Genomic DNA, 25,511 nt, shown 5'->3' with positions numbered 1-25,511 from the left:
CACGCGACAGCACGAGCGTCGCGCCGAGCCGCACTTCAGAAGGAGACAGCCGTGGCAGTCGAAACAACCTCAATCGATACGCTCGTCGTCGGCGCCGGGCAGGCCGGCGTGGCCATGAGCGAGCACCTGGGCAAGCTGGGCGTGCCCCATCTCGTGCTGGAGCGCAGCCGCATCGCCGAACGCTGGCGCACGGGGCGCTGGGATTCGCTGGTCGCGAACGGCCCGGCGTGGCACGACCGTTTCCCGGGGCTCGAATTCGACGGTCTCGATCCCGATGCGTTCGCATCGAAAGACCAGGTGGCGGACTACTTCGAAGCGTATGCGCGCAAGTTCGACGCGCCGATCCGCACGGGCGTCGACGTGAAGAACGTCGTGCGCAACGCGGGCAAGCCGGGCTTCGTCGTGGAAACCTCCGACGGCACGATCGAGGCGAACCGCGTGGTCGTCGCGACGGGGCCGTTCCAGCGCCCGGTGATTCCGCCGATCGCGCCGGACGACGCGCGCCTCGTGCAGCTCCACTCCGCCGACTATCGCAATCCGGCCCAGCTTCCCGAAGGCGCGGTGCTGGTGGTCGGCGCCGGCTCGTCGGGCGTGCAGATCGCCGACGAGCTGCAGCGCGCGGGCCGGCAGGTCTACCTGTCGGTCGGGCCGCACGATCGGCCGCCGCGTGCGTATCGCGGCCGCGACTTCTGCTGGTGGCTCGGCGTGCTTGGCGAATGGGACAAGGAAGTCGCGACGCCCGGCCGCGAACACGTGACGATCGCGGTGAGCGGCGCGCGCGGCGGCCACACGGTCGATTTCCGTGCGCTCGCGAACCAGGGCGTGACGCTCGTCGGGCTGACGAAGTCGTTCGACGGCGGCGTGGCCGTGTTCGAGCGCGATCTCGCGGTCAATCTCGCCCGTGGCGACGAGAACTACCTGTCGCTGCTCGACGCGGCCGACGCCTATGCGACACGCAACGGCCTCGACCTGCCGGAAGAACCGGAAGCACGGCGCATCCTGCCGAACCCCGAGTGCGTCGCGCATCTGATCCTCGCGCTCGATCTCGCCGGCGCAGGCGTCACGTCGATCGTGTGGGCGACGGGCTATGCAGTCGACTACGGCTGGCTGAACGTCGACGCGTTCGCGCCGAACGGCAAGCCGCAACACCAGCGCGGCGTGTCGAAGGAGCCCGGCATCTATTTCCTCGGGCTGCCGTGGCTGTCGCGGCGCGGCTCCAGCTTCATCTGGGGCGTGTGGCACGACGCGAAGCACATCGCCGATCACATCGTCACGCAGCGCAAGTACCTCGCGTACCACGATGCGTCGCAGCACCGCGCGGCCGCACCGCAGGTATCGGCCGATACACGCCCGCTCGCGGAAGCGACGAACTGACCCGCTGACGAACAGACACGACCCGCTGCGCCGCGACGGCTTCCGGCGCAGCGGGCGAACCCACCGACACTCGAAGGATTTCGATGAGCCAGCCTACCCATACGCGTATCCGCATGTTCAACACGAAGGATACCTACCCGAACCAGACGCTCGACAACGACCTGTGCCAGGCCGTGCGGGCCGGCAACACCGTCTACGTACGCGGCCAGGTCGGCACCGATTTCGACGGCAACCTGATCGGCCTCGGCGATCCGCGCGCGCAGGCCGAGCAGGCAATGAAGAACGTCACGCAACTGCTCGCGGAAGCCGGCAGCGACATCACGCATATCGTGAAGACGACGACCTACCTGACCGACCCGCGCTATCGCGAGCCCGTGTACCAGGAGGTCGGCAAGTGGCTGAAGGGCGTGTTTCCGATCTCGACGGGGCTCGTCGTGTCCGCGCTCGGTCAGCCGCAGTGGCTGATGGAGATCGACGTGATCGCGGTGATCCCGGACAACTGGCAACCGAACCGCGTATAGGAGGCGACATGACTTTCTCCATCGTCGGGCGCTGCCCGGAGACGGGCCAGCTCGGGATCGCGATCAGCTCGTCGAGCATCGCGGTCGGCGCGCGCTGCCCCTGGGTGCGCGCGGGCGTCGGCGCGGTCGCGACGCAGAACATCACGCTGCCGGCGCTCGGCCCGCAGATCCTCGACCTGATCGAGCACGACCAGCTTGCACCGGCCGCGGCGCTCGACCGGGCGTTGAACGCGAACGGCTGGAGCCAGTACCGGCAGGTCACGGTGATCGACGGGCAGGGACACACGGCGTGCTTCACCGGCAAGGAAGCGCTCGGCACGCACCACGCGGTGCAGGGCGAACAATGCGTGGCAGCCGGCAACCTGCTCGCCGCGCCGGCCGTGATCGACGCGATGGTGCGGGCCTTCGAACAGGCGCCGGGCCTGCTCGCCGATCGCCTGCTGGCCGCGATGCACGCGGCGATGGCGGCCGGCGGCGAGGCCGGGCCGGTGCATTCGGCCGCGCTGAAGGTGGCCGGCGACGTGACCTGGCCGATCGTCGACCTGCGCGTCGACTGGGCCGATACGGATCCGGTCGGGCAGCTCGATGCGCTCTGGCGCGCGTATCGGCCGCAGATGCAGGATTACCAGACGCGCGCGCTGAACCCGACCGCCGCGCCGAGCTACGGAGTGCCGGGCGATGAGTGATACGTCGAGCCGTGTGCTGCTCGAACGGCTGATCGGTTTCGCGACGGTCAGCCGCGATTCGAACCTCGAGATGATCGGCTTCATCCGCGACTATCTCGAAGGCTTCGGCGTGGCGAGCGAACTGTTCTACAACGCGGAACGCACGAAGGCGAGCCTTTACGCGACGATCGGCCCGCGCGATCGCGGCGGCATCGCGTTGTCGGGCCATACCGACGTGGTGCCGGTCGACGGGCAGGCGTGGACGATCGAGCCGTTCCGGCTGACCGAGCGCGACGGCCGCCTGTACGGGCGCGGCACGGCCGACATGAAGGGCTTCATCGCGTCGGTGCTCGCGGCCGTTCCGGCGTTCGTCTCGCGGCCGCTGGGCCTGCCGGTGCACCTGGCGTTCTCGTACGACGAGGAAGTCGGTTGCCTCGGCGTGCGGCCGATGCTCGAACAACTGGCCGCGCGCGAGCACCGTCCGCGGCTGTGCGTGATCGGCGAGCCGACCGAACTGAAACCGGTGCTTGGCCACAAGGGCAAGCTCGCGATGCGCTGCCACGTGAAGGGCGCGGCGTGCCACTCGGCGTACGCGCCGTCGGGCGTCAACGCAATCGACTACGCGGCGAAGCTGATCGGCCGGCTCGGCGAGATCGGCGCGGCGCTCGCGCGGCCCGAACGGCACGACAGCCGTTTCGACCCGCCGTTCTCGACCGTGCAGACGGGGCTGATCAAGGGTGGCCGCGCGCTGAACATCGTGCCGGCCGAATGCGAGTTCGATTTCGAGGTGCGCGCGCTGCCGGATTTCGATGCGCACGACGTGCCGAGGAAGCTGCAGGACTATGCGGAATCCGAACTGTTGCCGAGGATGCGCGCGGTGCAGCCCGATACCGACATTCAGCTGGAGCCACTGGGCGCCTATCCGGGGCTGGCGACCGCGCCGGACAGCGAGGCTGCGCGCCTGCTCGCGATGCTGAGCGGCTCGGATGCGTTCGGCACGGTGGCATTCGGCACCGAGGGCGGGCTGTTCGGTCAGGCCGGCATTCCGACCGTGGTGTGCGGGCCCGGCAGCATGGACCAGGGGCACAAGCCCGACGAATTCGTCACGCTCGAACAGCTGCATGGTTGCGACGCGATGCTGTCTCGTCTGGTTGCCTATCTGTCTTCAGCCGCCTGAACGGGCGGCCAATACGCACGCACCGGCTCCCGCGGCGCGTGCGTTTTCCTTTTCTTAACGTGCCGATTCCGCGACGATCTGCGCGAGCCGCTCGCGGCAGAAATCGACGAACGACTGCGCCTGCTTCGTGAGCTGGCCGCGCTTCAGCCGTGCGCTCACGAGCCCCGACGGGCTCACGGTTTCGCTGAGGCCGATCGTCACGACGCGCTGGCCGTCGTACGTGTATTCCGAGTGCGGGCGCGTGACGAGCAGCGAGAAGCCGAACCCCTGTCCGACCATCCCGCGCACCATCTCGATCGACGGCGAGCCGAACACGATGTTCGGTGTGAGCCCGAGCTCATGGAACAGGCTGACGAAGTACGTGCGGCTCGGCTGCACGTCGAGCAGGATCATCGGCTCGACGCACAGGTCGCGCAGCGACACGTGTGTCTGGCCTGCGAAGCGGTGGTTTTCCGGCAACAGCACGTACGGCTGTTGCGGCGGCATCAGCGGTTCGGTTTCGATCGTGCCGTCGAGATCGTGGTCGTACATGAGCGCGAGATCGAAGGTGCCGGACGTCAGGCCCTGCACGAGTTCCTGCTGGTCGCCGTCGCGCAGCCGGATGTTCACGCCCGGGTAGCGCTCGCGAAAGCCGGCGATCAGTTGCGGCAGGTAGAGCGGCGCGACCGTCTCGAAGCAGCCGATGTCGATCTGCCCGGTGATCACGTCGTTGTCGGCGAGTGCGTTCTGTTCGAATTCGTGCGCGATGCGCAGCAGCTCCTGCGCCTTCCGGTAGAAGCGCGTGCCGCTCGGCGTCAGCGACACGCCCTGCGCGTGATGGCGGATGAACAGCTTCACGCCGAAGCTTTCCTCCAGCCCCTTGATCGCGCTGGAGATCGACGGCTGAGCGATGAAGAGCTGGCGCGATGCCTCGGCGACGCTGCCGGATTCGACCGTCGTGATGAAGTATTTCAGTTGCCGCAAAGTGTAGTGAGCCACAAGCACCTCTGATACGCGCGCCGGCGGGCCGCCGCGGCGCGCAATCCGTCCATGGTCAGGGTCTGTTTTCATATGGAAACAGACCCTGGAACCTTACCTGAAGTCGCTCGGCGCCGGCATTTCCGCTGCAGAGCTTTTTCGTATGTCCCGGAAATATTTTTAGTATTTTCCGGCCCCCGTGCACGTGGCGCACCATCGTCTCCAACCTGGATCGCGGCGAGGCCGCGCATGCGCCGGCGGGACATTTCATCCGTCCCCGGATGCCGCGCATGCGCCGCTTCGTTCGACACCGCCGCGCGTGCACGCGGCGCGTCGTCGCTCGCGTATCCGGACCCGATTGCCGGTGCGCACCCCGACGCGCGCCGGCGGAAACGGCAAGCGCGCATCGCCGCGCAGGACAGGAGACATCACCATGACGAACGCGGAACGCAATGCGTCCCCGATGATAGAGAAGCACACGATCGGCTACGTGCCGCCCGCGGAACGCCACGGCAAGGTGCGCGACCTGTTCACGCTCTGGTTCGGCGGCAACATCGCGCCGCTGCCGATCGTGACCGGCGCGCTCGGCGTGCAGATTTTCCACCTGAACCTGATGTGGGGCATCGTCGCGATCATCGTCGGCCAGGCGGTCGGCGGCGTGCTGATGGCGCTGCATTCGGCGCAGGGGCCGCAGATGGGCATCCCGCAGATGATCCAGAGCCGCGCGCAGTTCGGCTCGTGGGGCGCGCTGCTCGTCACGGTGATCGCGGCGGTGATGTACGTCGGCTTTTTCGCGTCGAACATCGTGCTCGCCGGCAAGTCGGTGCACGGCATCGCGTCGTCGGTGCCGGTGCCCGTCGGCATCGTGATCGGCGCGGTGGGTTCCGGGCTGATCGGCATCGTCGGCTACCGGTTCATCCACATCCTGAACCGCATCGGCACGTGGGTGCTCGGCATCGGCATCGTCGTCGGCTTCTGGATGATCCTCACGCACGTGACGACCGACGATTTCCTGACGCGCGGCGGCTTCGATTTCGCCGGCTGGCTCGCGACCGTGTCGCTGTCGGCGCTGTGGCAGATCGCGTTCGCGCCGTACGTGTCGGACTATTCGCGCTACCTGCCGGAAAACGTCGGCGTCGCGTCGACGTTCTGGGCGACCTATCTCGGCTGCACGATCGGCTCGACGCTCGCGTTCATCTTCGGCGCGGTCGCGGTGCTCGCGGTGCCGGCCGGCGCGGACACGATGGACGCGGTCAAGCAGGCGACGGGACCGCTCGGCCCGCTGATGCTCGTGCTGTTCCTGCTGAGCGTGATCAGCCACAACGCGCTGAACCTGTACGGCGCGGTGCTCGCGGTGATCACGTCGGTGCAGACGTTCGCGTACAAGTGGATTCCGACCGCGAAGGCGCGTGCGGTGGTGTCGGTCGTGATCTTCGTCGGGTGCTGCTACGCGGCGATCGGCGCGTCGACGAACTTCATCGGCAATCTCGTGGATCTCGTGCTCGCGCTGCTCGTCGTGCTGGTGCCGTGGACGGCGATCAACCTGATCGACTTCTACGTGATCCACAAGGGCAAGTACGACATCCAGTCGATCTTCATGGCGGACGGCGGGATCTACGGCCGCTTCAATCCGCAGGCGCTGCTCGCGTACGCGATCGGCATCCTCGTGCAGATTCCGTTCATGAACACGCCGATGTACGCGGGCCCGATTCCCGCGCATCTGGGCGGCGCGGACCTGTCGTGGGTCGTGGGTTTGCTGCTGACGTCGCCGCTGTACTACTGGCTCGCGACGCGCGACAGCGCGTATCGGCGCCGGCAGGGCGGCGCGCATCTGCCGCCGACGGCGGTGCAGTAAGAAGGGCGGGCCGCCGCGTCGATGTCGACGTGGCGGCGACCGATGGAAGGAAGGGAGCAGGCTCGCGGTCGACTACCCGGCGCGAGACTGCCATGGCATCAGACGAGCGCCGAGCGCGCGACGCGCACCGGCACCGACTTGTACGACGGCGTGCCGCTTTCCTTGTCGATGTAGTCGAGCGGCACGAGCACATTCGCTTCCGGATAGTAAGCACCGACCGACCCCGGCGCGATGTCGTACTCGATCGCGGTGATCTTCTCGAGGCGCAGCGTGCGGCCCGACGCGGTGATGGTCTCGATGTCGACGAGGTCGCCGTGTTCGAGCCCGTACTTCGCGAGATCGGCCGTGTTCATGAACAGCACGTCACGCCGCCCGAACACGCCGCGATAGCGGTCGTCGAGCCCGTAGATCGTCGTGTTGTACTGGTCGTGGCTGCGCAGCGTGATCAGGCGCAGCACCTGCTCGGCGCCGAGCACGTCCGCGTCTTCCTTCACCCCCTTGTAGACCGAGAACATCGCCTTGCCCGTCGGCGTCGGCCACACGCGCTCGGTAGGCGGCAGCGGCAGGCGGAAGCCGCCCGGCGTGCGGATGCGTGCGTTGAACGCCTCGAAGCCGGACACCGTGCGGTCGATCAGGTCGCGGATGCGGTCGTAGTCGGCAACCAGGTCGAGCCACGCGACCTTGCTGTCCGGCAGCGTCGCGTGCGCGATCCCCGCGACGATCGCGGGCTCCGAGCGCAACTGGTCGGACGCCGGCTTGAGCTTGCCGGCCGACGCGTGGACCATCGACATCGAATCCTCGACGGTGATCGACTGCCGGCCGGTGGCCTGCATGTCGAGCTCGGTGCGGCCGAGCACCGGCAGGATGAAGGTTTCCTTGCCGACCAGCAGGTGCGAACGGTTCAGCTTCGTGCCGAGATGCACGCTCAGGTCGAGCTTCGCCATCGCCGGGAACGACAGTTCGGGATCGGGCAGCGCCACCGCGAAATTGCCGCCGAGGCACAGCAGCGCCTTCGCGGTGCCGTCGATCATCGCCTGCATTGCCTGCACGGCGTCGTGCCCGTGATGCGCGGGCGGCGTGAAGCCGCACACATCCTCGATCTTCTTCAGGAATTCGGCCGACGGCTTCTCGGTGATGCCGACCGTGCGGTTGCCCTGCACGTTTGAATGGCCGCGTAGCGGGCATACGCCGGCGCCCGGCTTGCCGATGTTGCCGCGCATCAGCAGCAGGTCGGCGATCAGGCGCACGGTGGCGGTGCCCTTGTTGTGCTGCGTGACGCCCATCCCGTACGTGACGATGGTCGCGTTCGACTTCGCGTACGCGAGCGCGACCTGTTCGAGCTGTGCCTGGCTGAGCCCGCTCGCGCGTTCGATGTCGTCCCACGACGTGGCTTCGAGATCGGCCGAGAACGCGTCGAAGCCGTTGGTGTGCTGCGCGATGAAGTCGCGGTCGAGCACGTCGCCGCGCTCGGCTTCGAGCTGCAGCAGCGCCTTCATGATGCCCTTCAGCGCGGCCGCGTCGCCCCCCGCGTCGACCTGGTAGTACGTCGATGCAATGCGCGTGGAGCCGAACGACGCCATCTCGATCATGTCCTGCGGATCGGCGAAGCGCTCGAGCGCGCGCTCGCGCAGCGGGTTGAACACGATGATCGGCACGTTGCGGCGCGAGCACTCGTGCAGCGTGCCCATCATCCGCGGGTGGTTCGTGCCGGGGTTGTGGCCGATCGAGATGATCAGCTCGCAGTGGTCGAAATCCTCCAGCGACACCGTGCCCTTGCCGATGCCGATCGACTGCGGCAGGCCGACGCTGGTCGGCTCGTGGCACATGTTCGAGCAGTCGGGGAAGTTGTTGGTGCCGAGCTCGCGTGCGAACAGCTGGTACAGGTACGCGGCTTCGTTCGACGCACGGCCCGACGTGTAGAACTCGACCTGCTCGGGCGGCAACGCGCGCAGCACTTCGCCGATGCGCGCGAATGCGTCGTCCCATTCGATCGCGCGGAACGTGTCGCTCGCGCGGTCGTAGACGAGCGGGTGCGTGAGCCGGCCCATGTTCTCCAGTTCGTAGTCCGACAGGCGCAGCAGCGACGACACGGTATTCGCCGCGAAGAACCCGGGCGTCACGCGCTTGGTCGTTGCTTCCCACGTGACGGCCTTCGCGCCGTTCTCGCAGAACTGGAACGTCGACTTGTGTTCCTTGTCGGGCCATGCGCAACCGGGGCAGTCGAAGCCGTCGGGCTGGTTGGTTTGCATCAGCACGATCGGCGCCTCGATGGTTTCCATCTGCGTGCGCACCGCGTCGGCTGTCGCGCGAAGCGCGCCCCAACCGCCGGCGGGCCCGTCGTACTTCCTGATGCCTGGCACTTCGCGTCGATTTGTCATGTGAATCTCCAATTGCCGGACCCGGTGCGGGCGGCTCGGTTGCGCCGTGTCGCGGCGTGGGGCGGCTCCGTCCCGCGGACGGAGCCGGTCATGCGTGCCCGGGGTTGCAAGGCACGCGTTGTTTCAGGACGCGTCCTTCTTCGCGCCGGACGACTTCTTGCCGGCCTTGGCCGGCGGCGGTGCGTCGGCGGGTGTGTCGCCCACCTTGGCGTCGCCGGATGCCTTGGCAGCCTTGCCGTTCGGCTTGGCCTTGCCGTCGGCGTCCTTCTTCGCGTCTTTCGCGCCCTTCGTGTCAGGCGCGGCGAGCGTGTTGAACGTCACTTCGTCGCTGTCCTTGTCGAAGTCGACCTCGCACGTGTCGCCCGATTTCAGCCGGTCGGCCAGGATCTCCTTCGCGAGGCGTGTCTCGATGGTCTGGCGGATCTGGCGCTTCAGCTCGCGCGCGCCGAACTCCGGCTGGTAGCCGGCTTCGGTCAGGTGATCGACGAGCGCGTCGCCCATCACGAGCGTGATGTCCTGCGCGGCCGCCGTGCGCACCACGCGGTCGAGCTGGATCTTCACGATCGAGCGGATGTTGTCCTTCGACAGCGCGTGGAAGACGATCACCTCGTCGATCCGGTTCAGGAACTCGGGACGGAAATGCCCCTTCAGCACCTGCATCAGCTCCCCGCGGATCGCCTTGTCGGTCTTGCGCGCGGCTTCCGGCTGCGTGAGGTTGTCCATGATGATCGCCGCGCCGAGGTTGCTCGTCGCGATGATGATCGTGTTGCTGAAGTCGACCACGCGGCCCTTGCCGTCGGTCAGCCGGCCGTCGTCGAACACCTGCAGCAGCACGTTGTAGACGTCCGGATGCGCTTTCTCGATCTCGTCGAGCAGGATCACGCTGTACGGGCGGCGCCGCACGCGCTCGGTGAGCTGGCCGCCTTCGTCGTAGCCGACGTAGCCGGGCGGCGCGCCGATCAGCCGCGCGACCGCGTGCCGCTCCATGTACTCGGACATGTCGATGCGGATGATCGCCTGCTCGTCGCCGAACACGGTCTCCGCCAGCGCCTTCGCGAGCTCGGTCTTGCCGACGCCCGTCGGCCCGAGGAACAGGAACGTCGCGATCGGCCGGTGCGTCTGGCCGAGCCCTGCACGCGACAGCCGCACGGCATCGCTGACCGCGACCACCGCATCGCTCTGGCCGACCACGCGCTCGCGCAGCTGCTCTTCCATCTGCAGCAGCTTCTGGCGTTCTTCCTGCGTGAGTTCGGAGACCGGGATGCCGGTCAGTCTTGACACGACCTCGGCCACGGATTCGACGGTGACTTCGAGCGTTTCGGAGCCGGTCTTGCGCTGCCACGCCTCCATCATCTCGTCGACGTCTTTCTGCTTCGCGTTGATCTGCTCTTCGAACTGCTTCGCTTCGTCGAAGCGCTTGCGCGATGTCGCGTAGTCCTGCTCGCGCTTCAGTTGCGCGATCTGCGCTTCGCCTTCCTGAATGGCGACCGGGCGCGACGTCGCACCGATCCGCACGCGCGCGGCGGCCTGGTCGATCAGGTCGATCGCCTTGTCGGGCAGGAAGCGCGACGTGATGTAGCGGTCGGCGAATTCGGCGGCCGCGACGAATGCGTCGTCGGCGAACGTCACCTGGTGGTGCGCCTCGAGGCTGTCGCGCAGCCCGCGCAGGATCACGATCGTCTGCTCGACGCTCGGCTCCGGCACGAACACGGGCTGGAAGCGCCGTTCGAGCGCCGCATCCTTCTCGATGTACTTCTGGTATTCGTTGAGCGTCGTCGCGCCGATCAGGCTCAGCTCGCCGCGCGCGAGCGCGGGCTTCAGCACGTTCGCGATGTCGAGGCCGCCTTCGCCGCCACCCTGGCCGGCACCGACGATCGTGTGCAGCTCGTCGATGAACAGGATCAGTTCGTCCTGCTTGGCAGTCACTTCGTCGATCAGCTGCTTCGCGCGCTCCTCGAATTCGCCGCGATACTTCGCGCCGGCCACCATCGAGTTGATGTTGACTTCGACGAGCCGCTTGTCGCGCAGCACTTCGGGCACGTCGCCGTTGACGATCCGTTGCGCGAGCCCTTCGACGATCGCCGTCTTGCCGACGCCCGGCTCGCCGATCAGCACCGGGTTGTTCTTCTTGCGGCGCGCGAGCACCTCGATCGTGCTCTCGATCTCCTGCGCGCGGCCGAGCACCGGGTCGAGCTTGCCCTGGCGTGCGATCGCGGTGAGGTCGCGGCCGAACTTGTCGAGGTTCGGCGTGCCGGTCGGCGCATCGACGCGGCCGTCCTCGGCGCCCTTGCCGACCACTTTCACGACTTTCTGGCGCAGCGCCTCGGGTGTCACGCCGTATTTCTTCAGCAGCGTGCCGGCGATGCTGTCCGGCACCGACGCGAGCCCGATCAGCAGGTGCTCGGGGCCGATGTACGAGTGGCCGAGATCGCGCGACGCCTGGAACGCGTACTGCACGGCCTTCTTCACGCGCGGCGAGATCGACAGCTTGTCGAGCGGTGCGTCGGGGGACGCCGTGCCGGTATGCGCATGCGCGTCGATGTACGACTTGATGTCCTGCGGCGACAGCTTCAGTTCCTTCAGCAGCGCGGCGCACACGTCGGTGTCCGCGAGCGCGTACAGCAGGTGTTCGGAATCGAGCTCGCTGCGGCGCAGCTCGTGTGCCTTCTCGGCCGCGCGCTGCAGCAGTTCGAGCGTCTGTTCGCTGAACGCGTCGGTCGGGTCGACCGATTCGCGCGGAATCTCCGCGGCGAGCGGCGATTCGTCGCCGGATGCGCCGCCGAACAGCGACGACGAGCCGCCGCCGCCCAGCAGCGAATCGAACGGGTTCAGCATGCTCTGATGCCGCATCAGTTGACGGAAGTGGTAATCGCAGATCGAGATCGTCTTGCGCTCGCCGTCCTGCATCACGGTTGCGCGCGCGACGGCCGGCCGGGCGTGGCAGATATCGCAAAGTGCGGGCATGGTGGTCTGGCTCCTGTCGGTGAAGGTGGGTCGAAGGGTGAAATCCCGATGCGGTGCGGCGCTCGCGCGTCCCGACCGCGTCCACACGACGTGCGGCACGGCGGCGCGCGTGCCGCGCCCGCGCGGTCGCGCAGCGCGCGCCGGCGTGACGCATGGCCGGGGCAGGAAGCGCGAGTGCTGCGAGGAGCCCACGGCATCGCTTCGACTGCGTTCAAAATAGCGAATCGGAGGCGGCCATCCAAGACACAGTTCCATGCCGGACCGGCCGTGAATTGCACCCTCACATGGCGATGCAAATCGGTGGCAAGGAGTACAGACGGGCGCCCGCGCGGCGGCACGGGCGTGCGCGGCGGGTGCGGTGCGCGATGGCTGGCGGCAGGGAGGCGTGCCGCACGTGCGGCGCGTGCTGCGACATCGGCGCGCAGGGCGCCGGTGGCCGGCAAGCAGCCGGCGAGGCGGAAGGTGGCGTGCGGCGTGTGAGCGGCGAGGCGAACGGGCGCGAACCGGTCACGACCGGCCACGCGCACGCCGCAGCCGATGCGTGCGTGGGGGCCGAAGGCGAGGGCGGGTTGCACGGGCCGGGCCGGACATGGCGCAACCGCGGCGAGCCGCGATCAGCCGGCGAGTGTCATCGCGAGCCGCTGCCGCGCAATCTGTTTCATGTCGGTCAACAGTGCCGCATTCGGCAGACCATTGGCCCAGACGGAGAACGAATCCTCGATCAGGTTGCGCGTGTCGGGCGGCAACTCGGCCAGCATCAGCGACATGACGGTAAACAGCACGGCGGTATCGCCGGCCTGGCTGCCCGCGTTCGCGTCGACCGTCTGCTTCAGGGTGGCGGCGGACGCTTGCAGCGCCTGCAATGCCTCATTCGATTCGCTCATGACACACTCCATGCAGGATGGGCTGGGTCGGCGACGAACCTGCGGCCGGCAGTGCGGCGGTCGCGCGCGACGCCCGGGCGGGCAGCGCGCGCAGGCAACCGCGGTCAGGCTGCCGTGTTGCCCTGCGGCGCCACGGCCACCGATGCTTCGCTCGTCAGCATCAGGAACGTGAAGGTTTCGCGCAGGTACAGGCGGACAGCCTTGTCGGTGTGGCTCGTGTAGCCGATCGACACGTCTTCCCCGAGGTGCAGCTCGTAATCGCCGCCGCGCATGGACAGCACGCAGCCGCCGCTGATCGCCGGCGCCCAGATGATCTCGCCGCTGACGATGCGTTTGATATGGCCGAGGACCGGATAGCCCTGGTCGCGCGCTTCGCTGAGCGCGGTGTAGGCGTCCGAACCGAGCACGACCGAGTACGGGCCGTCGACGCCGGCGAGGCGCAGTGCCTCGAGCGCATCGCTGATCGCGTCCGGATACGCGCTGACGTCGGTCGGCAGCGTGAGCTTGCGGTTCGACGTGCCTTCGCGGATGCCGACGATGCCGGCCGCCTGGTAGCCGTCGAAAATCGCGTTGTCTTCGGCGAACGCGAGCCGCTGCGCGGCTTCCTTCGCCGGTTGCCAGTCGGCGTCGCGCGCACCGCGCTCGACGCTGTCGATCGCGGCGCGGCTCAGTTCGAACGGCACGGTGAGCTCGACGATCGTACGCACTTCGCGCAGCCGCGCGTTCACGTGCTCGCGCGGCGCGGCGACTTCCAGCAGGTGTCCGGTGCCGACGGCCGACAGCTCGGGGCCTTCCGGGCCGTCGACGTCGACGACGCGGCGGCCGGCCACCGAGCGCTTGAAGGTGCGCGCCACTTCCTCCTCGATTTGTTCCCAGGCGGACGATGCGATCGGGGCGAGTTCGCGGTGCAGGTTATTCATAAGTCGGGGTTCCTTTCAGCGAGCCGATGTTCAGCGAGCCGTCACGCTGCGGCGCGGACGGCGTGGATTCCGGTTGGGCGGCGTCGGCGGCCGGCGCCGCGCGGTCGGCGAGCGCTTCGAGCAGGTCGGCCGACGGCACGAAGAACAGCGAGCCGGTGACCGCGCGGCTGTAGTCGAGCAGGCGGTCGTAGTTGCCGGGCGGGCGGCCGACGAACATGTTCTCGAGCATCTGCTCGATCGGCGCCGGCGAGCGCGCATAGCCGATGAAATAGGTGCCGAATTCGCCGGCGCCCGGGCGCCCGAACGGCATGTTGTCGCGCAGGATCTTCACTTCCTGGCCGTTCTCGTCGAGCGTGGTCAGCGAGCTGTGCGAGCACGACGGCTTCACGTCCGGCGCGAGCTCGATGTCGGACAATTTGGTGCGGCCGATGATGCGCTCCTGCGTCTCGACCGCGAGCGCGTTCCAGCCGGCCATGTCGTGCAGGTACTTCTGCACGATCACGTAGCTGCCGCCCGTGAATTCGGCATCTTCGTCGCCGATCACCGTGAAGTCGACCGCCTCGCGGCCTTCCGGGTTCTCGGTGCCGTCGACGAAGCCGATCATCGCGCGCTGGTCGAAATTGCGGAAGCCGTGCACCTCGTCGACGACGGTCACCGCATCGCCGAGCGCGCCGAGCAGTTGCGTCGCGAGTTCGAAGCACAGGTCCATCGCGCCGGCGCGGATGTGCAGCAGGATGTCGCCGGGCGTCGCGACCGCGACGCGCTGGCCGGCGCCGAATTCGCGGAACGGGTGCAGCGACGCGGGGCGCGGAGCGCCGAACAGCGCATCCCATGCATCGGCGCCGAAGCCGCACACGCACGTGAGGTTGCCGCCCGGCACGCGCTTGCCGACCGAGCGCACGAGCGCGGCGATGTCGCCGCACCAGGACCGGATCGTGTCGGCGTGATCGGCGCCGGGGTTGACCGTCGCCACGAGGAAGATCGCGCTGCGCGTGATCGTGCTGTGAACGGCCTGGGAGAGCGGGGGAGGGGTTGTCTGCATCGCGGCCTGCCGGTCAGTCATGTCGGGACGGACGGGCCGCGGTTGCCGCGGCGCGCGAAGGCGAACGGTTGAACTGTGTCATGCGACTGTTCTCTTTGTGACATGCGGATGAAGGACGTTGCGCGGGCATCGCGCAACGGGCCGCAGCAGCGGCGGCCGGCCGCCCGGCGCGTGACCTGCCCGCACCGCGTAACGTCGCCGAGCATGCAATCTAGCAGCTTCGGCGGGTCTTTGGAACACGTATCGTCAATCTGTCATTCGATTGCGTCAAACAGGGCCGGATTTTGCGCGGCGCCCGCCCGGCTGTACTCCTGACGCCTGCGGCGCTGTGCTCTTGAGCGTGCGTGCCGCGTGCAGTAGATTAGGTTCCGCTGCGCCGCCGACGAGGAGCGTCACGATGAACCTGCTGGAAGCGATGCGTGCTTTTGTCGCGGTGGTCGAGCACGGCGACCGGCGCGGCGCGCATGCCCGGGCCGGAAGCATGCGATGCCGCGCGTGGCTCCGCGTATCGCCCCGCGCATTGCGCTGATTTCCCGCCGCCCGGCGCCGCCCACGCATCTTCACACCGGTTGTCACCTTGAATACGTCTGCCGTTTCCTGCTCGCCGGCCGAGCGCGTCCGTCGCCGGTTCGGTCATTTCCTTCACGCGGCCGAGCTGGCCGGGCTGATCGTGATCGGCCTGGCGACCGCGTTCGCGATGGCGCAGGAAGCGTGGAAGGTCGTGCTCGCGGGCGAGGTGTCGCTGACCGACCTGCTGCTGATGTTCCTGTATCTGGAAGTGCTCGCGATGAACGTGCGCTACCTGCGGCTCGGCCGGCTGCCCGTGCGGTTTCCGCTGTTCATTGCGATGACGTCGCTCGCGCGCGACCTGATCCTGCGCGGCGCGACCGACAGCCCCGAACGGATGCTGATGACGACCTTCGGAATCGTGCTGCTCGCGGTCGGCGTGCTGATCCTGAGTTTCGGCCAGCATCGCTTTCCGGCGGACGTCGACGATGTCGAGGACGATGCGCATGCGCGCAGGTGAAGCGCGGGCGGCGTACCGGTTGCGCCCGCAATGTTTTTGCAAGGAGGGTGCCGGATGAGTATGCATTCCGTCGAAACGAAACGGGCGATCGAACTGCAGCATGCGGCGTCGGATGCCTACCGGCTGGCGCGCGACGCGCATGATGCGGATCCGACTCGCGCGCCGTCCGTCGCTGCGCTGCAGCAGGCGGCTGCGCACGCGTATGCCGAGGCGGCTCGCGCACGTGTCGAGGCCACCGGCATCTGAATCGAACCCCGGCGCGCCGCATGCGGTGCGCCGGCTGCAATGGGCCATCCAACCGAGCGAGGTGTCGAATGACCAAGCAACTGATCGTCGCCGTGTTCGCCAGCGTCGACACGGCCCGTCAGGCCGCGAACGATTTCGAGGCGCTGTCGCAGAAGAACGAAGGATTCCACATCGAGAACGGCGTCGTCGTCGAGAAGGACGCGAACGGCAAGCTCGCGGTGCTCGACGCCGAATCGCGGCCGTTCAAGGGCGGCGTGATCGGCGCGATCGCGGGCGGGCTGCTGGGCCTGCTCGCCGGGCCGCTCGGCGTGGTCACCGGCATGGCGGCCGGCGCGGGCGCCGGCATTCTCGCGGAAGCGGCCGGCAACGCGCTGCTCGACGGCACGTTCGTCGAGACGGTTGCGGCACGGCTCGGGCCCGGCAGCGTCGCGATCATCCTCGAAGCGAAGGAGGACACGCCGTTCTCGGTTGACAACGTCGTGACGGGATTCGGCGGCAAGGTGTTCCGCCAGGCGCTCGGCTGAGCGCGTCATCGTTCCAACCGAATCGGGAGAACCGCATGCGCATCGATCAATCGTACCGGCGCTTCGACATCGCGGCGACGCTGTCGCCGCTGCCCGGCAACGGCCACCGCGCGATCGCGATCGTCGACGTGACGACCGACGATCCGGCCCGTATCGCCGATCTCGGCACTGGGCAATTCCTGCAGATCCGCAAGTGGGTCGAATCGAACGACATTGCGTTGCTGACGGTGGTGTTCGACGAATGCAAGGTTGCCATCGACCACTACGCGGACAACGTCGACGACGCGTGAGTGCACGCGGGCCCCGCGCATGACCGGGGTCTCGTGCAGTCGCCGGTTGCTGCGTCGACTGAACGTACCGCCGCGCATCGCGTGTTGTGCGTAGCGTCACGTCAGCCGGTACGACTGCGCGCCCGTTCCCGCGAGCGTGCCGCCGTCGACGATCAGGTATTCGTTGCGGATCGGCGTGCCGTCGAACCAGCATTGCAGGATCTCCAGCGTGCCGGCCGCATAGCGCGCCTGCGCGGACAGCGACGTGCCGGAGATGTGCGGCGTCATCCCGTTGAACGGCATCGTGCGCCACGGGTGATCGGCCGGCGCCGGCTGCGGATACCACACGTCGCCGCCGTAGCCGGCGAGATGCCCGGACGTGACGGCATTCACGACCGCGTCGCGGTCGACCAGCTTCGCACGCGCGGTGTTGATCAGGTACGCGCCGCGCTTCATCCGCGCGATCATCGCCGCGTTGAACAGGTGCTCGGTCGACGGATACAGCGGGATCTGCAGGTTGACGATGTCGACGGCGCCCGCGAGCGACGCGGCGTCGGCATGATAGGTGAGCCCGAGTTCCTGCTCGACCGATGCATCGAGCCGGTGACGCTGCGTGTAGTGCAGAGACAGGCCGAACGGCTTCAGCCGGCGCAGCACGGCGAGCCCGATGCGCCCCGCGCCGACCGTGCCGAAATGCATCCCTTCGACGTCGTAGCTGCGCGACACGCAGTCGGCGATGTTCCAGCCGCCTTGCTGCGCGATCGCATGCGACGGCAGGTAGTTGCGCAACAGCGCGAGCGTCGTCATCACCACGTGCTCGGCCACGCTGATGCTGTTCGAGCCGGTGACTTCGGCGACAGTGACGTGCGCCCGCGCGGCGGCGTCCAGATCGACGTGATCGGAGCCGATCCCGGCCGTCAGCGCGAGCTTCAGCTTCGGCGCGCGGGCGATCCGGTCGACCGTCAGGTACGCGGGCCAGAACGGCTGCGAGATCACCACGTCCGCGTCGGGCAACCGGCGCTCGAATTCGGAGTCGGGGCCGTCCTTGTCGCTCGTGACGATCAGCGTGTGGCCGTGCGCTTCCAGATAGCCGCGCAACCCGAGCGCGCCGGACACCGAGCCGACGAGTTCGCCGGGCCGGAAGCCGGGCGGGCCGGATGGCGTCGGCGCGGTCTGGCCGTCCGCGTAATGCGTGATGACCGGAATCGTGTCGCGCACGTAGCGCGGCGGATAGCCGTCGACGGGATCGGGGTAGAGCACGCACAGGACGGTGGCCATCGAACAGCACTCCTCGCGACAGGGGAAAGGCGGCACGCGGATTGCGCAGGAGGCGCGACGTACCCCGCAGGCGGCCGGCGTGTTGCGCCGCAACGTTGATGACGTTCTACGCCCGTCATGGATCGTGTACAAGCTACAGTCCGTGTTTGCGTGCGCTGCGGGGCGTCTGTACCTGTTCTTTTCAGGAGGGATGTCGATAATGGGATCGTTACCTGACTTTCCGGGAGCCACGTCATGACTGGAAGCGATGCTTCATCTTCACGCCCCGATCTCGCGGCAGGCATCGCGCTCGACGCTATCGCCGACGGCGCGATGATCGAGGGCCATGTCGGCGATGCGGCGGTGCTGCTCGTGCGCCGCGCCGACGAACTGTTCGCCGTGGGCGCGCATTGCCCGCACTACGGCGCGCCGCTGGCCGACGGCCTGCTGGTCGGCGACACGCTTCGTTGTCCGTGGCATCACGCGGCGTTCTGCCTGCGCACGGGCGAGATGCAGCGCGCGCCGGCGCTCGACGGGCTGCCGTGCTGGCGCGTCGAGCGCCGCGACGGCCGCGCCGTCGTGGTCGATGCGCGGCCGGCCGCCGTGCCGCCGGTACTGAACGCGGCGGGGCTGCCGGCGTCGGTCGTGATCGTCGGCGGCGGCGCTGCCGCGATTGCGGCGGCCGTGACGCTGCGGCAGGAAGGCTATCCGCATCCGGTCACGCTGCTGAGCGCCGATGCCCATCCGCCTTACGACCGGCCGAACCTGTCGAAGGATTACCTCGCCGGCACGGCCGACGCCGACTGGCTGCCATTGCGTGCGCCGTCGTTCTATACCGACCAGCGGATCGACGTGCGGTGCGGCGCACGCGTCGTGCGGATCGATCCCGCGCAGCAGGCGGTCGAGCTGGCCGACGGCAGCCGTGTCGGCTACGGTGCGCTGCTGCTCGCAACGGGCGCCGAACCGAACCGGCTGAGCGTGCCCGGCGCCGACCTGCCGCACGTGTGGGTGCTGCGCTCGAGCGCCGATTGCGATGCACTGATCGGCAAGCTGAAAACGGCGCGCCGCTGCGTGGTGGTCGGCGCGAGTTTCATCGGGCTCGAAGCGGCCGCTGCGTTGCGCACGCGCGGGCTCGACGTGCAGGTCGTCGCGCCCGATGCGCACCCGATGGCGCGCGTGCTCGGCGACGCGCTGGGCGACACCGTCGAGGCGCTGCACGAAGCGCACGGCGTTGTGTTCCATCTCGGGGCGACCCCCGCGCAGATCGGGCCCGACAGCGTGACGCTGTCGACCGGCGACGTGCTGCCGGCCGACGTGGTGGTGGTCGGCATCGGTGTGCATCCGAACGTCGGGCTCGCGCAGGACGCGGGGCTGGCCGTCGAGCGCGGCGTGACGGTCGACCGCTTCCTTCAGACGAGTGCGCCCGGCATCTACGCGGCCGGCGACATCGCGCGCTGGCCCGATCCGCTCACGGGCGAGCGGATTCGCGTCGAGCACTGGGTGGTCGCCGAGCGGCAGGGCATCGTCGCGGCGCGCAACATGCTCGGTCAGCAGCGTCCGTTCGATGCGGTACCGTTTTTCTGGAGCCAGCACTACGACCTGACGATCAACTACGTCGGGCACGCGGAGCAATGGGATCGCGTCGAGATCGACGGCGATCTCGGCGCGCACGACTGCTCGATCGCGTACTGGCGTGGCAACACGCGGCTCGCGGTCGTCACGATCGGCCGCGATCTCGACAGCCTGAAGGCGGAAGCGGCACTCGAGCGGCAGATTGCAGCCGCGTGACAGCGGCGTGACGACACGATCCGAACCTGGAGTGGAGGCGAGATGAATCCCGATGTCCGTGCACGTTTCGAAACCGAGTTCGCGTCGCGCGTCGCGACGCGCCTGCTCGGCCTGTACCGGCCCGGCGAAGTGAAGGTCGACGTCGTGCCGCACGACGGGCAGGGCAGCCCGACCTGCGTCGAGGTCGTCGGCCTCACGTCGACGGCGGGCCTGCCGAACCGGCTGAATGCGCGGCTCGCGTGGCGCGACGACGCGATCGCCGGCCTGCTGGCGGAGCCCGACCGCAGCCGCTTCGACCGCTATCTCGCTGCGCTGCCGGTCACGATCGAACGATGGCAGATGGAACTACCGGTCGATTTCAGCTCGCGGACCCAGCGCGACCGCGAGATCCTGATCGGCGACCTCGATTTCGACGCGTGAAGCATGACGCGCGTTGCGCGATGCCGGCCGCCGATTCGCCGTGCGCCGTTACCGGTCGCGCGTCCTGATGATCACGCGCCCCTGGTCGATCCCGCCGCGCAGCGCTTCGTCGCACGTGAGCCATTCGGGCGTGACGAGTTCGGGCGCGGGCAGGTCGACCGGCGCACCGTCGCGGAAGATCCGCACGTGCGCGAGCCATGCGCCGTTCGCGTTGCGCGTCGCCTCGACGCGAATCTCGTGATCCATGAAGGTGTCGGTGGCTTGCATCGGTCGGGGCCCTCCATCGTGCGTGAACGCGGTGCGTCGATCGTATCAGCATGGCCCGCGCCGTGCACCGGAAACCAGCCGGACTCTGCCTGCGCATTGCCGCGCGAAACGGGAGCAACCCTGTGGCCTTCGACCTGACTTTCTCCATCAAGGTGTTCGCGGCGCTGTTCGCGATCATGAACCCGATCGCGAACATCCCGGTGTTCCTGTCGCTGACCGAAGGTGCGGCGGACGGCGTGCGCCGCAAGGTTGCGCTGACGGCCGCGATCGGCGTGACGGTCGGCTGCATCGTGTCGGCTGTCGCGGGCGGCGCGATCCTGCACGTGTTCGGCCTGACGATCGACGATTTCCGCCTTGCGGGCGGGCTGCTGGTGCTGCTGATCGCGCTGTCGATGCTGCACGGCTCGCCGAGCCGCCAGCATGCGCCGGGCGACGACGAAGGCGCCGATCCGGCGACGGCCGACAGCGTCGCGATCTATCCGCTGACGATCCCGTTGCTGGTCGGCCCCGGCACGATCGCGACGATGATCGTGCTCGGGCACAGCGCGTTCTCGACCGGGCAGGAGCTGGCATTCGCGCTCGGGCTGGCCGCGTTTCTGGTGCTGCTGGCCGTCTCGCTGCTGTCCGCGCCGCTGATCGGCCATTACCTGTCGCCGCGCGTGACGGCGGTCACGCAGCGGCTGATGGGGATGATTCTCGCGGCGATCGCGATGCAGATGATCGTCGCGAGCCTGAAGGCCGCGTTCGGGCTGCCGCATTGAGTGCGGCGTGCGGGCCCGGGCCATTTGATTGCATGGAGTCGCCGATGAATACGCTGATTGCGTTGTCCTATCCCGATCTGCTGGCCGTGCATCGCGCGCTGGCGGCGCTCGGAACGTTGCGCGACCGGCACGTCGTCGCGCTGGCCGGGGTCGTGATCGTCGAGTGTACGAGCGACGGACAGTTGCGCACGCATTCGGTCGATCCCGGGCGCGTGTCGTCCGGATCGCTGCTCGACAGCGTGGTCGCGCACATCGAATCGTCGCTCGATGCATGGCGCGAGCGGCCGGTGGACGATGCGCTGACCGATCGCGTCGCGCGCAAGGCTCGCCCTGGCACCGTGTCGCTCGGGCTCGCCGCGACGCAGCTCGACATCTACGCGCTGAGCGCGGCGCTCGCGCCGTTCGGCGGCGACGTGATCGACACGACGCTGTCGATCGACGACGAACTGAAGCTCGTCGAAGCGATTTCGAACGCGCGCGACGGCGGCAGCGGCATCGGGGCAGCGACGGACTGACGCCTCGCCCCGCGCCGGCCGAGATTGCGGGTTCAGTGCGCGGCGGCGTCCGCCGGCGCGCCGGCCTTGTCGTGCGTCGCATACCGGTCGATCATCGTCGCGCTCGCGCGATTCAGCCCGCCGACCTCGACGTCGATCCCGTTGCGCCGGAACTTGTGGACGATCCGGTCGAGCGCATCGATCGCGGTGATGTCCCAGAAGTGCGCATGCGACAGGTCGAGCTGCACCCGCTTCACCGGCTCCTTGAAGTCGAACGCCGACACGAACGCTTCCGACGACGCGAAGAACACCTGCCCGCGCACCCCGTAACGGCGCTCGCTGCGCGCGGCATCAAGCGTCGATTCGACGCGCAGCACGCGCTGTACTTTCGACGCGAAGAACAGCGCGCTCAACAGCACGCCGATGCCGACGCCGATCGCGAGGTTGCCGGTCGCGACCACGGCGGCGACGGTCGCCACCATCACGAACGACGAGCTCTTCGGATGCGTGCGCAGGTTCGCGAGCGAGCGCCAGCTGAACGTGCTGATCGACACCATGATCATCACCGCGACGAGCGCGGCCATCGGAATCTGCCGCACCCACGGGCCGAGGAATACCACCAGCACGAGCAGGAACGCGCCCGCGACGAAGGTCGACAGCCGGCCGCGCCCGCCCGATCTGATGTTGATGACGGTCTGCCCGATCATCGCGCAGCCGGGCATCCCGCCGAGAAACCCCGCCGCGATGTTCGCGACGCCCTGGCCGCGGCATTCGCGGTTCTTGTCGCTCGGCGTGTCGGTGAAGTCGTCGACGATCGCGGCCGTCATCAGCGATTCGAGCAGGCCGACCACGGCGACGCCCGCCGCATACGGGAAGATGATGCGCAACGTGTCGAGCGTGAACGGTACGTGCGGCAGCGCAAACGACGGCAACTGGTCGGGGAACGCCCCCATGTCGCCGACGGTCGGCAGCTTCAGGTGCAGCGCCATCGAGATGGCCGTCAGTACTACGATGCACACGAGCGGCGACGGCACCGCGCGCGTCACGCGCGGCAGCAGGTAGATGATCGCGAGCCCGCCTGCGACCATGGCGTACACATAGGAAGGCACGTCGTGCAGTTGCGGCAGTTGCGCGAGGAAGATCAGGATCGCGAGCGCATTGACGAAGCCGGTGATCACCGAGCGCGACACGAAGCGCATCAGCGTGCCGAGCCTCAGCAGGCCGGCGGCGATCTGCAGCAGCCCCGCGAGTATGCCGGTGGCGAGCACGTATTCGACGCCGTGGTTTTTGACGAGCGACGCGATGACGAGCGCGACGGCGCCGGTGGCGGCCGAGATCATGCCAGGGCGGCCGCCCGCGATCGCGGATACGACGGCGATGCTGAACGCGGCGTAGAGGCCGACCTTCGGATCGACGCCCGCGATGATCGAGAACGCGAGCGCTTCGGGGATGAGTGCGAGCGCAACGACCGTGCCGGCGAGAAGATCGGCGCGGATATTGGAAAACCATTCGTTGCGTAAGGAGCGGGTTTGCATGGCGATGGCGCTAGGAAGCAGATGACGGAACAGTCGGCCGCCGGGGACGCGGTTCGATGCGAAGGCGGCGCACTGCACGGCCGCGCGCGGCCCGACGGCGGGCGCGGCGGCAACGGTTGCAATAGCGGCGGCTTCGAAAACGAAAAGGCGATGTACGGCCGGCGCGCGAACGCGCGGGCCCGCACAGCGGGTACGCGAACCCCCTGTCGGTCAGGCTGGATGACGATGGGCGGTTCGCGAGGCGCTACATAGGGATCTCGGGGAATTCGGGGGAAACGCGGGGAAACGTCGCGCAGCGCAGCGGCCGGCGACGGGCCGAAGCTTACAGAATTGTCGCGCGCGCGTCCACCCGCCCGCATGTCGTGCGACGGCATGCGGGCGGGCGGTCACGGATCGAGGCGGGCCTTGCGTGCGACACGCTGCAGCAGGGCATCGAGCACGGTCATCTCCACCGGCTTCACGAGGTGATCGTCGAAGCCCTCGCGTCCGGTGCGCGCGAGGTCGGCCGCGCTGGCATGACCGGATAGCGCGACGCAGGTCGTCGCGCCCAGCGTATCGATCGCACGCAGTTCATGCAGCAGCGTGAAACCGTCGACGTCGGGCATCGACAGGTCGAGGATCATCAGGTGCGGGACGTAGTCGCGTGCGAGCGCCAGTGCGTCGCCGGCGTGGTACGCGACACGCGGCGCGTGCCCCTTCACCTGCAGCAGCACGGCAAGCGTGTCGGCCGAATCCCGGTTGTCGTCGACGATGACGATGCGCAGCGGTATGGCGTCCGGCGGCGCGGCGACTGCTGTTGCGGCTGGCCTGGGCACGGCGGCAGGCTCCTGGCGGGCCGCGTGCGCGACCGGCAGCCGCACCGTGAACGTCGCACCGTGGCCCGGCCCGCGGCTTTCCGCGGCAATCCGCCCGCCATGCAGTTCGACGAACGATCGACAGATCGCGAGTCCGAGCCCGAAGCCGTCGGACGGCCGCCGGCCCGGCACGCGTTCCTGTTCGAACAGGTCGAAGATCGTTTCCAGCGCGTCGGATGCGATGCCGACACCGTGATCGGCGACCTGGATCGCGACGAGCGGCCCTTCCGTGCGTGCGCCGATGTCGATTCGTCCACCGGGCGGCGAGAATTTCGACGCATTGTCGAGCAGGTTGTGCAACACCTGGACGAGCCGCGCATCGTCGCCGTGCAGCACCACGGAATCGGCCGGCAGATCGACGCGGATGTGCTGCCCGCGCGCGGCGAGCTTCGGCTGGATGCTTTCGACGCCGCGACACACGATGTCGCGCACGGTGACGGGGCGGTCGTCGAGTTCGACCTTGCCGGCCGTGATGCGCCCGACGTCGAGCAGGTCGTCGACGAGCCGCGTCAGTTGACCGATCTGACGATCCACGGCATCGCGGCACTGTACGAGTGCGGGCGCCGGATCGGGCAGGCTCTGCAGGACACTGACCGAATGGCGCAGCGGTGCGAGGTGGTTGCGCAGCTCGTGCGCGAGCATCGCGATGAACACGCTGAGCCGGTGCGTCGACGCTTCGAGCTCCTCGAGCCGCTTGCGCTCGGTCATGTCGCGCGTGATCTTGATGAAGCCGCACAGCTGGTCCGCGTGATCGTGTACCGCCGTGATCGTCACGCTCGCCCAGAACTGCGAGCCGTCCTGGCGTACGCGCCAGCCTTCGTCCTCGAAATGGCCGTGCGTGGCGGCCTCGCGAAGCCCGTGCGACGGCCGGCCTGCCGCGATCGCTTCGGGCGGATAGAAGCGCGAGAAGTGATGGCCGACGATCTCGGTCGCGCGATAGCCCTTGATGCGCTGCGCGCCCGCATTCCAGGTCGCGACGTTACCGTACGGATCGAGCATGAACACCGCGTAGTCGGTGATCGATTCGACCACGGTCTGGAAACGGAACTCGGCGAAGCGGTGCAGCAGGTCGCGCGCCTCGGGGGACCCGTGTGGCGGCGGTTGCGAGCGAGGATCGGCGTCGTCTTTCGTCATCGGAGCGGCTGGTCGAAGGCGGGCGGGCGAACCCTGTCCCGCCGCAGCAACACAAATCGGATTGGCACCCCGGAAGCATAAGGGAACTCGATCCGGCTGATCAACGGGTGCGCATCGGCCGTGCCGCGTGACCGGATAAGGGCGATTGCCGGCCCGCGTACCGGCGGACGGCCGCGATGCGGCATGCCGATTGCGCGG

24 protein-coding genes are annotated in these 25,511 nt (G+C 68.3%); 14 read left to right on the top strand and 10 right to left on the bottom strand.

Annotated features, from left to right (window positions below; all coding sequences use genetic code 11):
* Positions 1–51 precede the first annotated feature (51 nt).
* The 4 genes from AC5LXK_RS35535 to argE all read left to right on the top strand — a co-directional run bounded on the left by AC5LXK_RS35535 (position 52) and on the right by argE (position 3,737).
* On the top strand, positions 52–1,374 hold the full coding sequence (locus AC5LXK_RS35535; RefSeq protein WP_493394309.1) for a flavin-containing monooxygenase: 1,323 nt from the start codon (positions 52–54) through the stop codon (positions 1,372–1,374).
* An 83-nt stretch (positions 1,375–1,457) separates the two neighbouring features.
* A complete protein-coding gene (locus AC5LXK_RS35530; RefSeq protein ID WP_493394308.1) occupies positions 1,458–1,895 on the top strand; it encodes a RidA family protein in 438 nt (145 codons plus the stop codon).
* Between the two features lie 8 nt (positions 1,896–1,903).
* Positions 1,904–2,581 (top strand): DUF1028 domain-containing protein, encoded by a 678-nt coding sequence (locus tag AC5LXK_RS35525; protein WP_493394307.1) that lies wholly within the window; start codon positions 1,904–1,906, stop codon positions 2,579–2,581.
* Positions 2,574–3,737 carry an acetylornithine deacetylase gene (argE, locus tag AC5LXK_RS35520; protein WP_493394306.1) on the top strand — a complete coding sequence of 388 codons (1,164 nt, stop codon included), beginning with the start codon at positions 2,574–2,576 and terminating at the stop codon, positions 3,735–3,737. Before AC5LXK_RS35525 ends, argE begins: the two co-directional genes overlap by 8 nt.
* A 54-nt stretch (positions 3,738–3,791) precedes the next feature.
* Here the strand turns inward: argE and AC5LXK_RS35515 are convergent, their stop codons facing one another.
* On the bottom strand, positions 3,792–4,715 hold the full coding sequence (locus AC5LXK_RS35515; RefSeq protein WP_493394305.1) for a LysR substrate-binding domain-containing protein: 924 nt from the start codon (positions 4,713–4,715) through the stop codon (positions 3,792–3,794).
* A gap of 412 nt (positions 4,716–5,127) precedes the next feature.
* Between AC5LXK_RS35515 and AC5LXK_RS35510 the strand changes: the two genes are divergently transcribed.
* Entirely contained in the window at positions 5,128–6,549 is a 1,422-nt protein-coding gene (locus tag AC5LXK_RS35510) for a purine-cytosine permease family protein (RefSeq protein WP_493394304.1), read from the top strand.
* Positions 6,550–6,647: 98 nt separating this feature from the next.
* Here AC5LXK_RS35510 and AC5LXK_RS35505 read toward each other — a convergent pair whose 3' ends face one another.
* From AC5LXK_RS35505 to AC5LXK_RS35485, 5 genes are all read right to left on the bottom strand, one after another.
* Positions 6,648–8,927, bottom strand: a complete 2,280-nt coding sequence (locus AC5LXK_RS35505; protein WP_493394303.1) for an FdhF/YdeP family oxidoreductase — start codon at positions 8,925–8,927, stop codon at positions 6,648–6,650.
* A 123-nt stretch (positions 8,928–9,050) separates the two neighbouring features.
* A complete protein-coding gene (locus AC5LXK_RS35500; RefSeq protein WP_493394302.1) occupies positions 9,051–11,891 on the bottom strand; it encodes an ATP-dependent Clp protease ATP-binding subunit in 2,841 nt (946 codons plus the stop codon).
* Between the two features lie 614 nt (positions 11,892–12,505).
* Complete coding sequence (locus AC5LXK_RS35495; protein WP_493394301.1) at positions 12,506–12,775, bottom strand: hypothetical protein; 270 nt, start codon at positions 12,773–12,775, stop codon at positions 12,506–12,508.
* A 104-nt stretch (positions 12,776–12,879) separates the two neighbouring features.
* Positions 12,880–13,695 carry a family 1 encapsulin nanocompartment shell protein gene (locus AC5LXK_RS35490; protein WP_493394300.1) on the bottom strand — a complete coding sequence of 272 codons (816 nt, stop codon included), beginning with the start codon at positions 13,693–13,695 and terminating at the stop codon, positions 12,880–12,882.
* Positions 13,688–14,758 (bottom strand): Dyp-type peroxidase, encoded by a 1,071-nt coding sequence (locus tag AC5LXK_RS35485; RefSeq protein WP_493394299.1) that lies wholly within the window; start codon positions 14,756–14,758, stop codon positions 13,688–13,690. The genes AC5LXK_RS35490 and AC5LXK_RS35485 overlap by 8 nt, the downstream gene beginning before the upstream one ends.
* A gap of 376 nt (positions 14,759–15,134) precedes the next feature.
* Between AC5LXK_RS35485 and AC5LXK_RS35480 the strand changes: the two genes are divergently transcribed.
* The 5 genes from AC5LXK_RS35480 to AC5LXK_RS35460 all read left to right on the top strand — a co-directional run bounded on the left by AC5LXK_RS35480 (position 15,135) and on the right by AC5LXK_RS35460 (position 16,824).
* Entirely contained in the window at positions 15,135–15,266 is a 132-nt protein-coding gene (locus AC5LXK_RS35480) for a hypothetical protein (protein WP_493394298.1), read from the top strand.
* A gap of 48 nt (positions 15,267–15,314) precedes the next feature.
* On the top strand, positions 15,315–15,764 hold the full coding sequence (locus AC5LXK_RS35475) for a phosphate-starvation-inducible protein PsiE (protein WP_493394297.1): 450 nt from the start codon (positions 15,315–15,317) through the stop codon (positions 15,762–15,764).
* Positions 15,765–15,818: 54 nt separating this feature from the next.
* Complete coding sequence (locus tag AC5LXK_RS35470; protein ID WP_493394296.1) at positions 15,819–16,010, top strand: hypothetical protein; 192 nt, start codon at positions 15,819–15,821, stop codon at positions 16,008–16,010.
* Positions 16,011–16,078: 68 nt separating this feature from the next.
* Positions 16,079–16,534 carry a DUF1269 domain-containing protein gene (locus tag AC5LXK_RS35465; RefSeq protein ID WP_493394295.1) on the top strand — a complete coding sequence of 152 codons (456 nt, stop codon included), beginning with the start codon at positions 16,079–16,081 and terminating at the stop codon, positions 16,532–16,534.
* Positions 16,535–16,569: 35 nt separating this feature from the next.
* Positions 16,570–16,824, top strand: a complete 255-nt coding sequence (locus tag AC5LXK_RS35460; RefSeq protein ID WP_493394294.1) for a hypothetical protein — start codon at positions 16,570–16,572, stop codon at positions 16,822–16,824.
* A 96-nt stretch (positions 16,825–16,920) separates the two neighbouring features.
* On the opposite strand, the gene AC5LXK_RS35455 is transcribed toward AC5LXK_RS35460, so the two are convergent.
* Positions 16,921–18,081: an NAD-dependent formate dehydrogenase gene (locus AC5LXK_RS35455; RefSeq protein ID WP_493394293.1), complete on the bottom strand. Its 1,161-nt coding sequence runs from the start codon at positions 18,079–18,081 to the stop codon at positions 16,921–16,923.
* 234 nt (positions 18,082–18,315) lie between these two features.
* Between AC5LXK_RS35455 and AC5LXK_RS35450 the strand changes: the two genes are divergently transcribed.
* On the top strand, positions 18,316–19,848 hold the full coding sequence (locus AC5LXK_RS35450; RefSeq protein ID WP_493394292.1) for an FAD-dependent oxidoreductase: 1,533 nt from the start codon (positions 18,316–18,318) through the stop codon (positions 19,846–19,848).
* Between the two features lie 42 nt (positions 19,849–19,890).
* Positions 19,891–20,268 carry a DUF5594 family protein gene (locus AC5LXK_RS35445; RefSeq protein WP_493394291.1) on the top strand — a complete coding sequence of 126 codons (378 nt, stop codon included), beginning with the start codon at positions 19,891–19,893 and terminating at the stop codon, positions 20,266–20,268.
* A 48-nt stretch (positions 20,269–20,316) separates the two neighbouring features.
* On the opposite strand, the gene AC5LXK_RS35440 is transcribed toward AC5LXK_RS35445, so the two are convergent.
* Positions 20,317–20,535, bottom strand: a complete 219-nt coding sequence (locus AC5LXK_RS35440) for a DUF6566 family protein (RefSeq protein WP_493394290.1) — start codon at positions 20,533–20,535, stop codon at positions 20,317–20,319.
* Positions 20,536–20,657: 122 nt separating this feature from the next.
* Here AC5LXK_RS35440 and AC5LXK_RS35435 point away from each other — a divergent pair, with 122 nt between their 5' ends.
* Both AC5LXK_RS35435 and AC5LXK_RS35430 read left to right on the top strand, forming a co-directional pair.
* Positions 20,658–21,296, top strand: coding sequence for a MarC family protein (locus tag AC5LXK_RS35435; RefSeq protein WP_493394289.1), 639 nt, complete (start codon positions 20,658–20,660; stop codon positions 21,294–21,296).
* 44 nt (positions 21,297–21,340) lie between these two features.
* Positions 21,341–21,811 (top strand): hypothetical protein, encoded by a 471-nt coding sequence (locus tag AC5LXK_RS35430; RefSeq protein WP_493394288.1) that lies wholly within the window; start codon positions 21,341–21,343, stop codon positions 21,809–21,811.
* A gap of 32 nt (positions 21,812–21,843) precedes the next feature.
* Here the strand turns inward: AC5LXK_RS35430 and AC5LXK_RS35425 are convergent, their stop codons facing one another.
* Both AC5LXK_RS35425 and AC5LXK_RS35420 read right to left on the bottom strand, forming a co-directional pair.
* Positions 21,844–23,325, bottom strand: coding sequence for a SulP family inorganic anion transporter (locus AC5LXK_RS35425; protein WP_493394287.1), 1,482 nt, complete (start codon positions 23,323–23,325; stop codon positions 21,844–21,846).
* A gap of 386 nt (positions 23,326–23,711) precedes the next feature.
* Complete coding sequence (locus AC5LXK_RS35420) at positions 23,712–25,313, bottom strand: PAS domain-containing hybrid sensor histidine kinase/response regulator (RefSeq protein ID WP_493394286.1); 1,602 nt, start codon at positions 25,311–25,313, stop codon at positions 23,712–23,714.
* Between the last annotated feature and the right edge of the window lie 198 nt (positions 25,314–25,511).

This window comes from Burkholderia pulmonis (genome assembly GCF_984667975.1).
This window is presented reverse-complemented; position numbering and strand designations above follow the sequence as displayed.

What these genes read in the sequence shown, in the direction of transcription:
- AC5LXK_RS35530 (WP_493394308.1), top strand. Translation starts at nt 1,458, where the DNA reads ATGAGCCAGCCTACCCATACGCGTATCCGCATGTTCAACACGAAGGAT.
- AC5LXK_RS35525 (WP_493394307.1), top strand. Translation starts at nt 1,904, where the DNA reads ATGACTTTCTCCATCGTCGGGCGCTGCCCGGAGACGGGCCAGCTCGGG.
- argE (WP_493394306.1), top strand. Translation starts at nt 2,574, where the DNA reads ATGAGTGATACGTCGAGCCGTGTGCTGCTCGAACGGCTGATCGGTTTC.
- AC5LXK_RS35510 (WP_493394304.1), top strand. Translation starts at nt 5,128, where the DNA reads ATGACGAACGCGGAACGCAATGCGTCCCCGATGATAGAGAAGCACACG.
- AC5LXK_RS35505 (WP_493394303.1), bottom strand. Translation starts at nt 8,927, where the DNA reads ATGACAAATCGACGCGAAGTGCCAGGCATCAGGAAGTACGACGGGCCC.
- AC5LXK_RS35500 (WP_493394302.1), bottom strand. Translation starts at nt 11,891, where the DNA reads ATGCCCGCACTTTGCGATATCTGCCACGCCCGGCCGGCCGTCGCGCGC.
- AC5LXK_RS35495 (WP_493394301.1), bottom strand. Translation starts at nt 12,775, where the DNA reads ATGAGCGAATCGAATGAGGCATTGCAGGCGCTGCAAGCGTCCGCCGCC.
- AC5LXK_RS35490 (WP_493394300.1), bottom strand. Translation starts at nt 13,695, where the DNA reads ATGAATAACCTGCACCGCGAACTCGCCCCGATCGCATCGTCCGCCTGG.
- AC5LXK_RS35485 (WP_493394299.1), bottom strand. Translation starts at nt 14,758, where the DNA reads ATGACTGACCGGCAGGCCGCGATGCAGACAACCCCTCCCCCGCTCTCC.
- AC5LXK_RS35480 (WP_493394298.1), top strand. Translation starts at nt 15,135, where the DNA reads ATGAACCTGCTGGAAGCGATGCGTGCTTTTGTCGCGGTGGTCGAGCAC.
- AC5LXK_RS35470 (WP_493394296.1), top strand. Translation starts at nt 15,819, where the DNA reads ATGAGTATGCATTCCGTCGAAACGAAACGGGCGATCGAACTGCAGCAT.
- AC5LXK_RS35465 (WP_493394295.1), top strand. Translation starts at nt 16,079, where the DNA reads ATGACCAAGCAACTGATCGTCGCCGTGTTCGCCAGCGTCGACACGGCC.
- AC5LXK_RS35460 (WP_493394294.1), top strand. Translation starts at nt 16,570, where the DNA reads ATGCGCATCGATCAATCGTACCGGCGCTTCGACATCGCGGCGACGCTG.
- AC5LXK_RS35455 (WP_493394293.1), bottom strand. Translation starts at nt 18,081, where the DNA reads ATGGCCACCGTCCTGTGCGTGCTCTACCCCGATCCCGTCGACGGCTAT.
- AC5LXK_RS35450 (WP_493394292.1), top strand. Translation starts at nt 18,316, where the DNA reads ATGACTGGAAGCGATGCTTCATCTTCACGCCCCGATCTCGCGGCAGGC.
- AC5LXK_RS35445 (WP_493394291.1), top strand. Translation starts at nt 19,891, where the DNA reads ATGAATCCCGATGTCCGTGCACGTTTCGAAACCGAGTTCGCGTCGCGC.
- AC5LXK_RS35440 (WP_493394290.1), bottom strand. Translation starts at nt 20,535, where the DNA reads ATGCAAGCCACCGACACCTTCATGGATCACGAGATTCGCGTCGAGGCG.
- AC5LXK_RS35430 (WP_493394288.1), top strand. Translation starts at nt 21,341, where the DNA reads ATGAATACGCTGATTGCGTTGTCCTATCCCGATCTGCTGGCCGTGCAT.
- AC5LXK_RS35425 (WP_493394287.1), bottom strand. Translation starts at nt 23,325, where the DNA reads ATGCAAACCCGCTCCTTACGCAACGAATGGTTTTCCAATATCCGCGCC.
- AC5LXK_RS35420 (WP_493394286.1), bottom strand. Translation starts at nt 25,313, where the DNA reads ATGACGAAAGACGACGCCGATCCTCGCTCGCAACCGCCGCCACACGGG.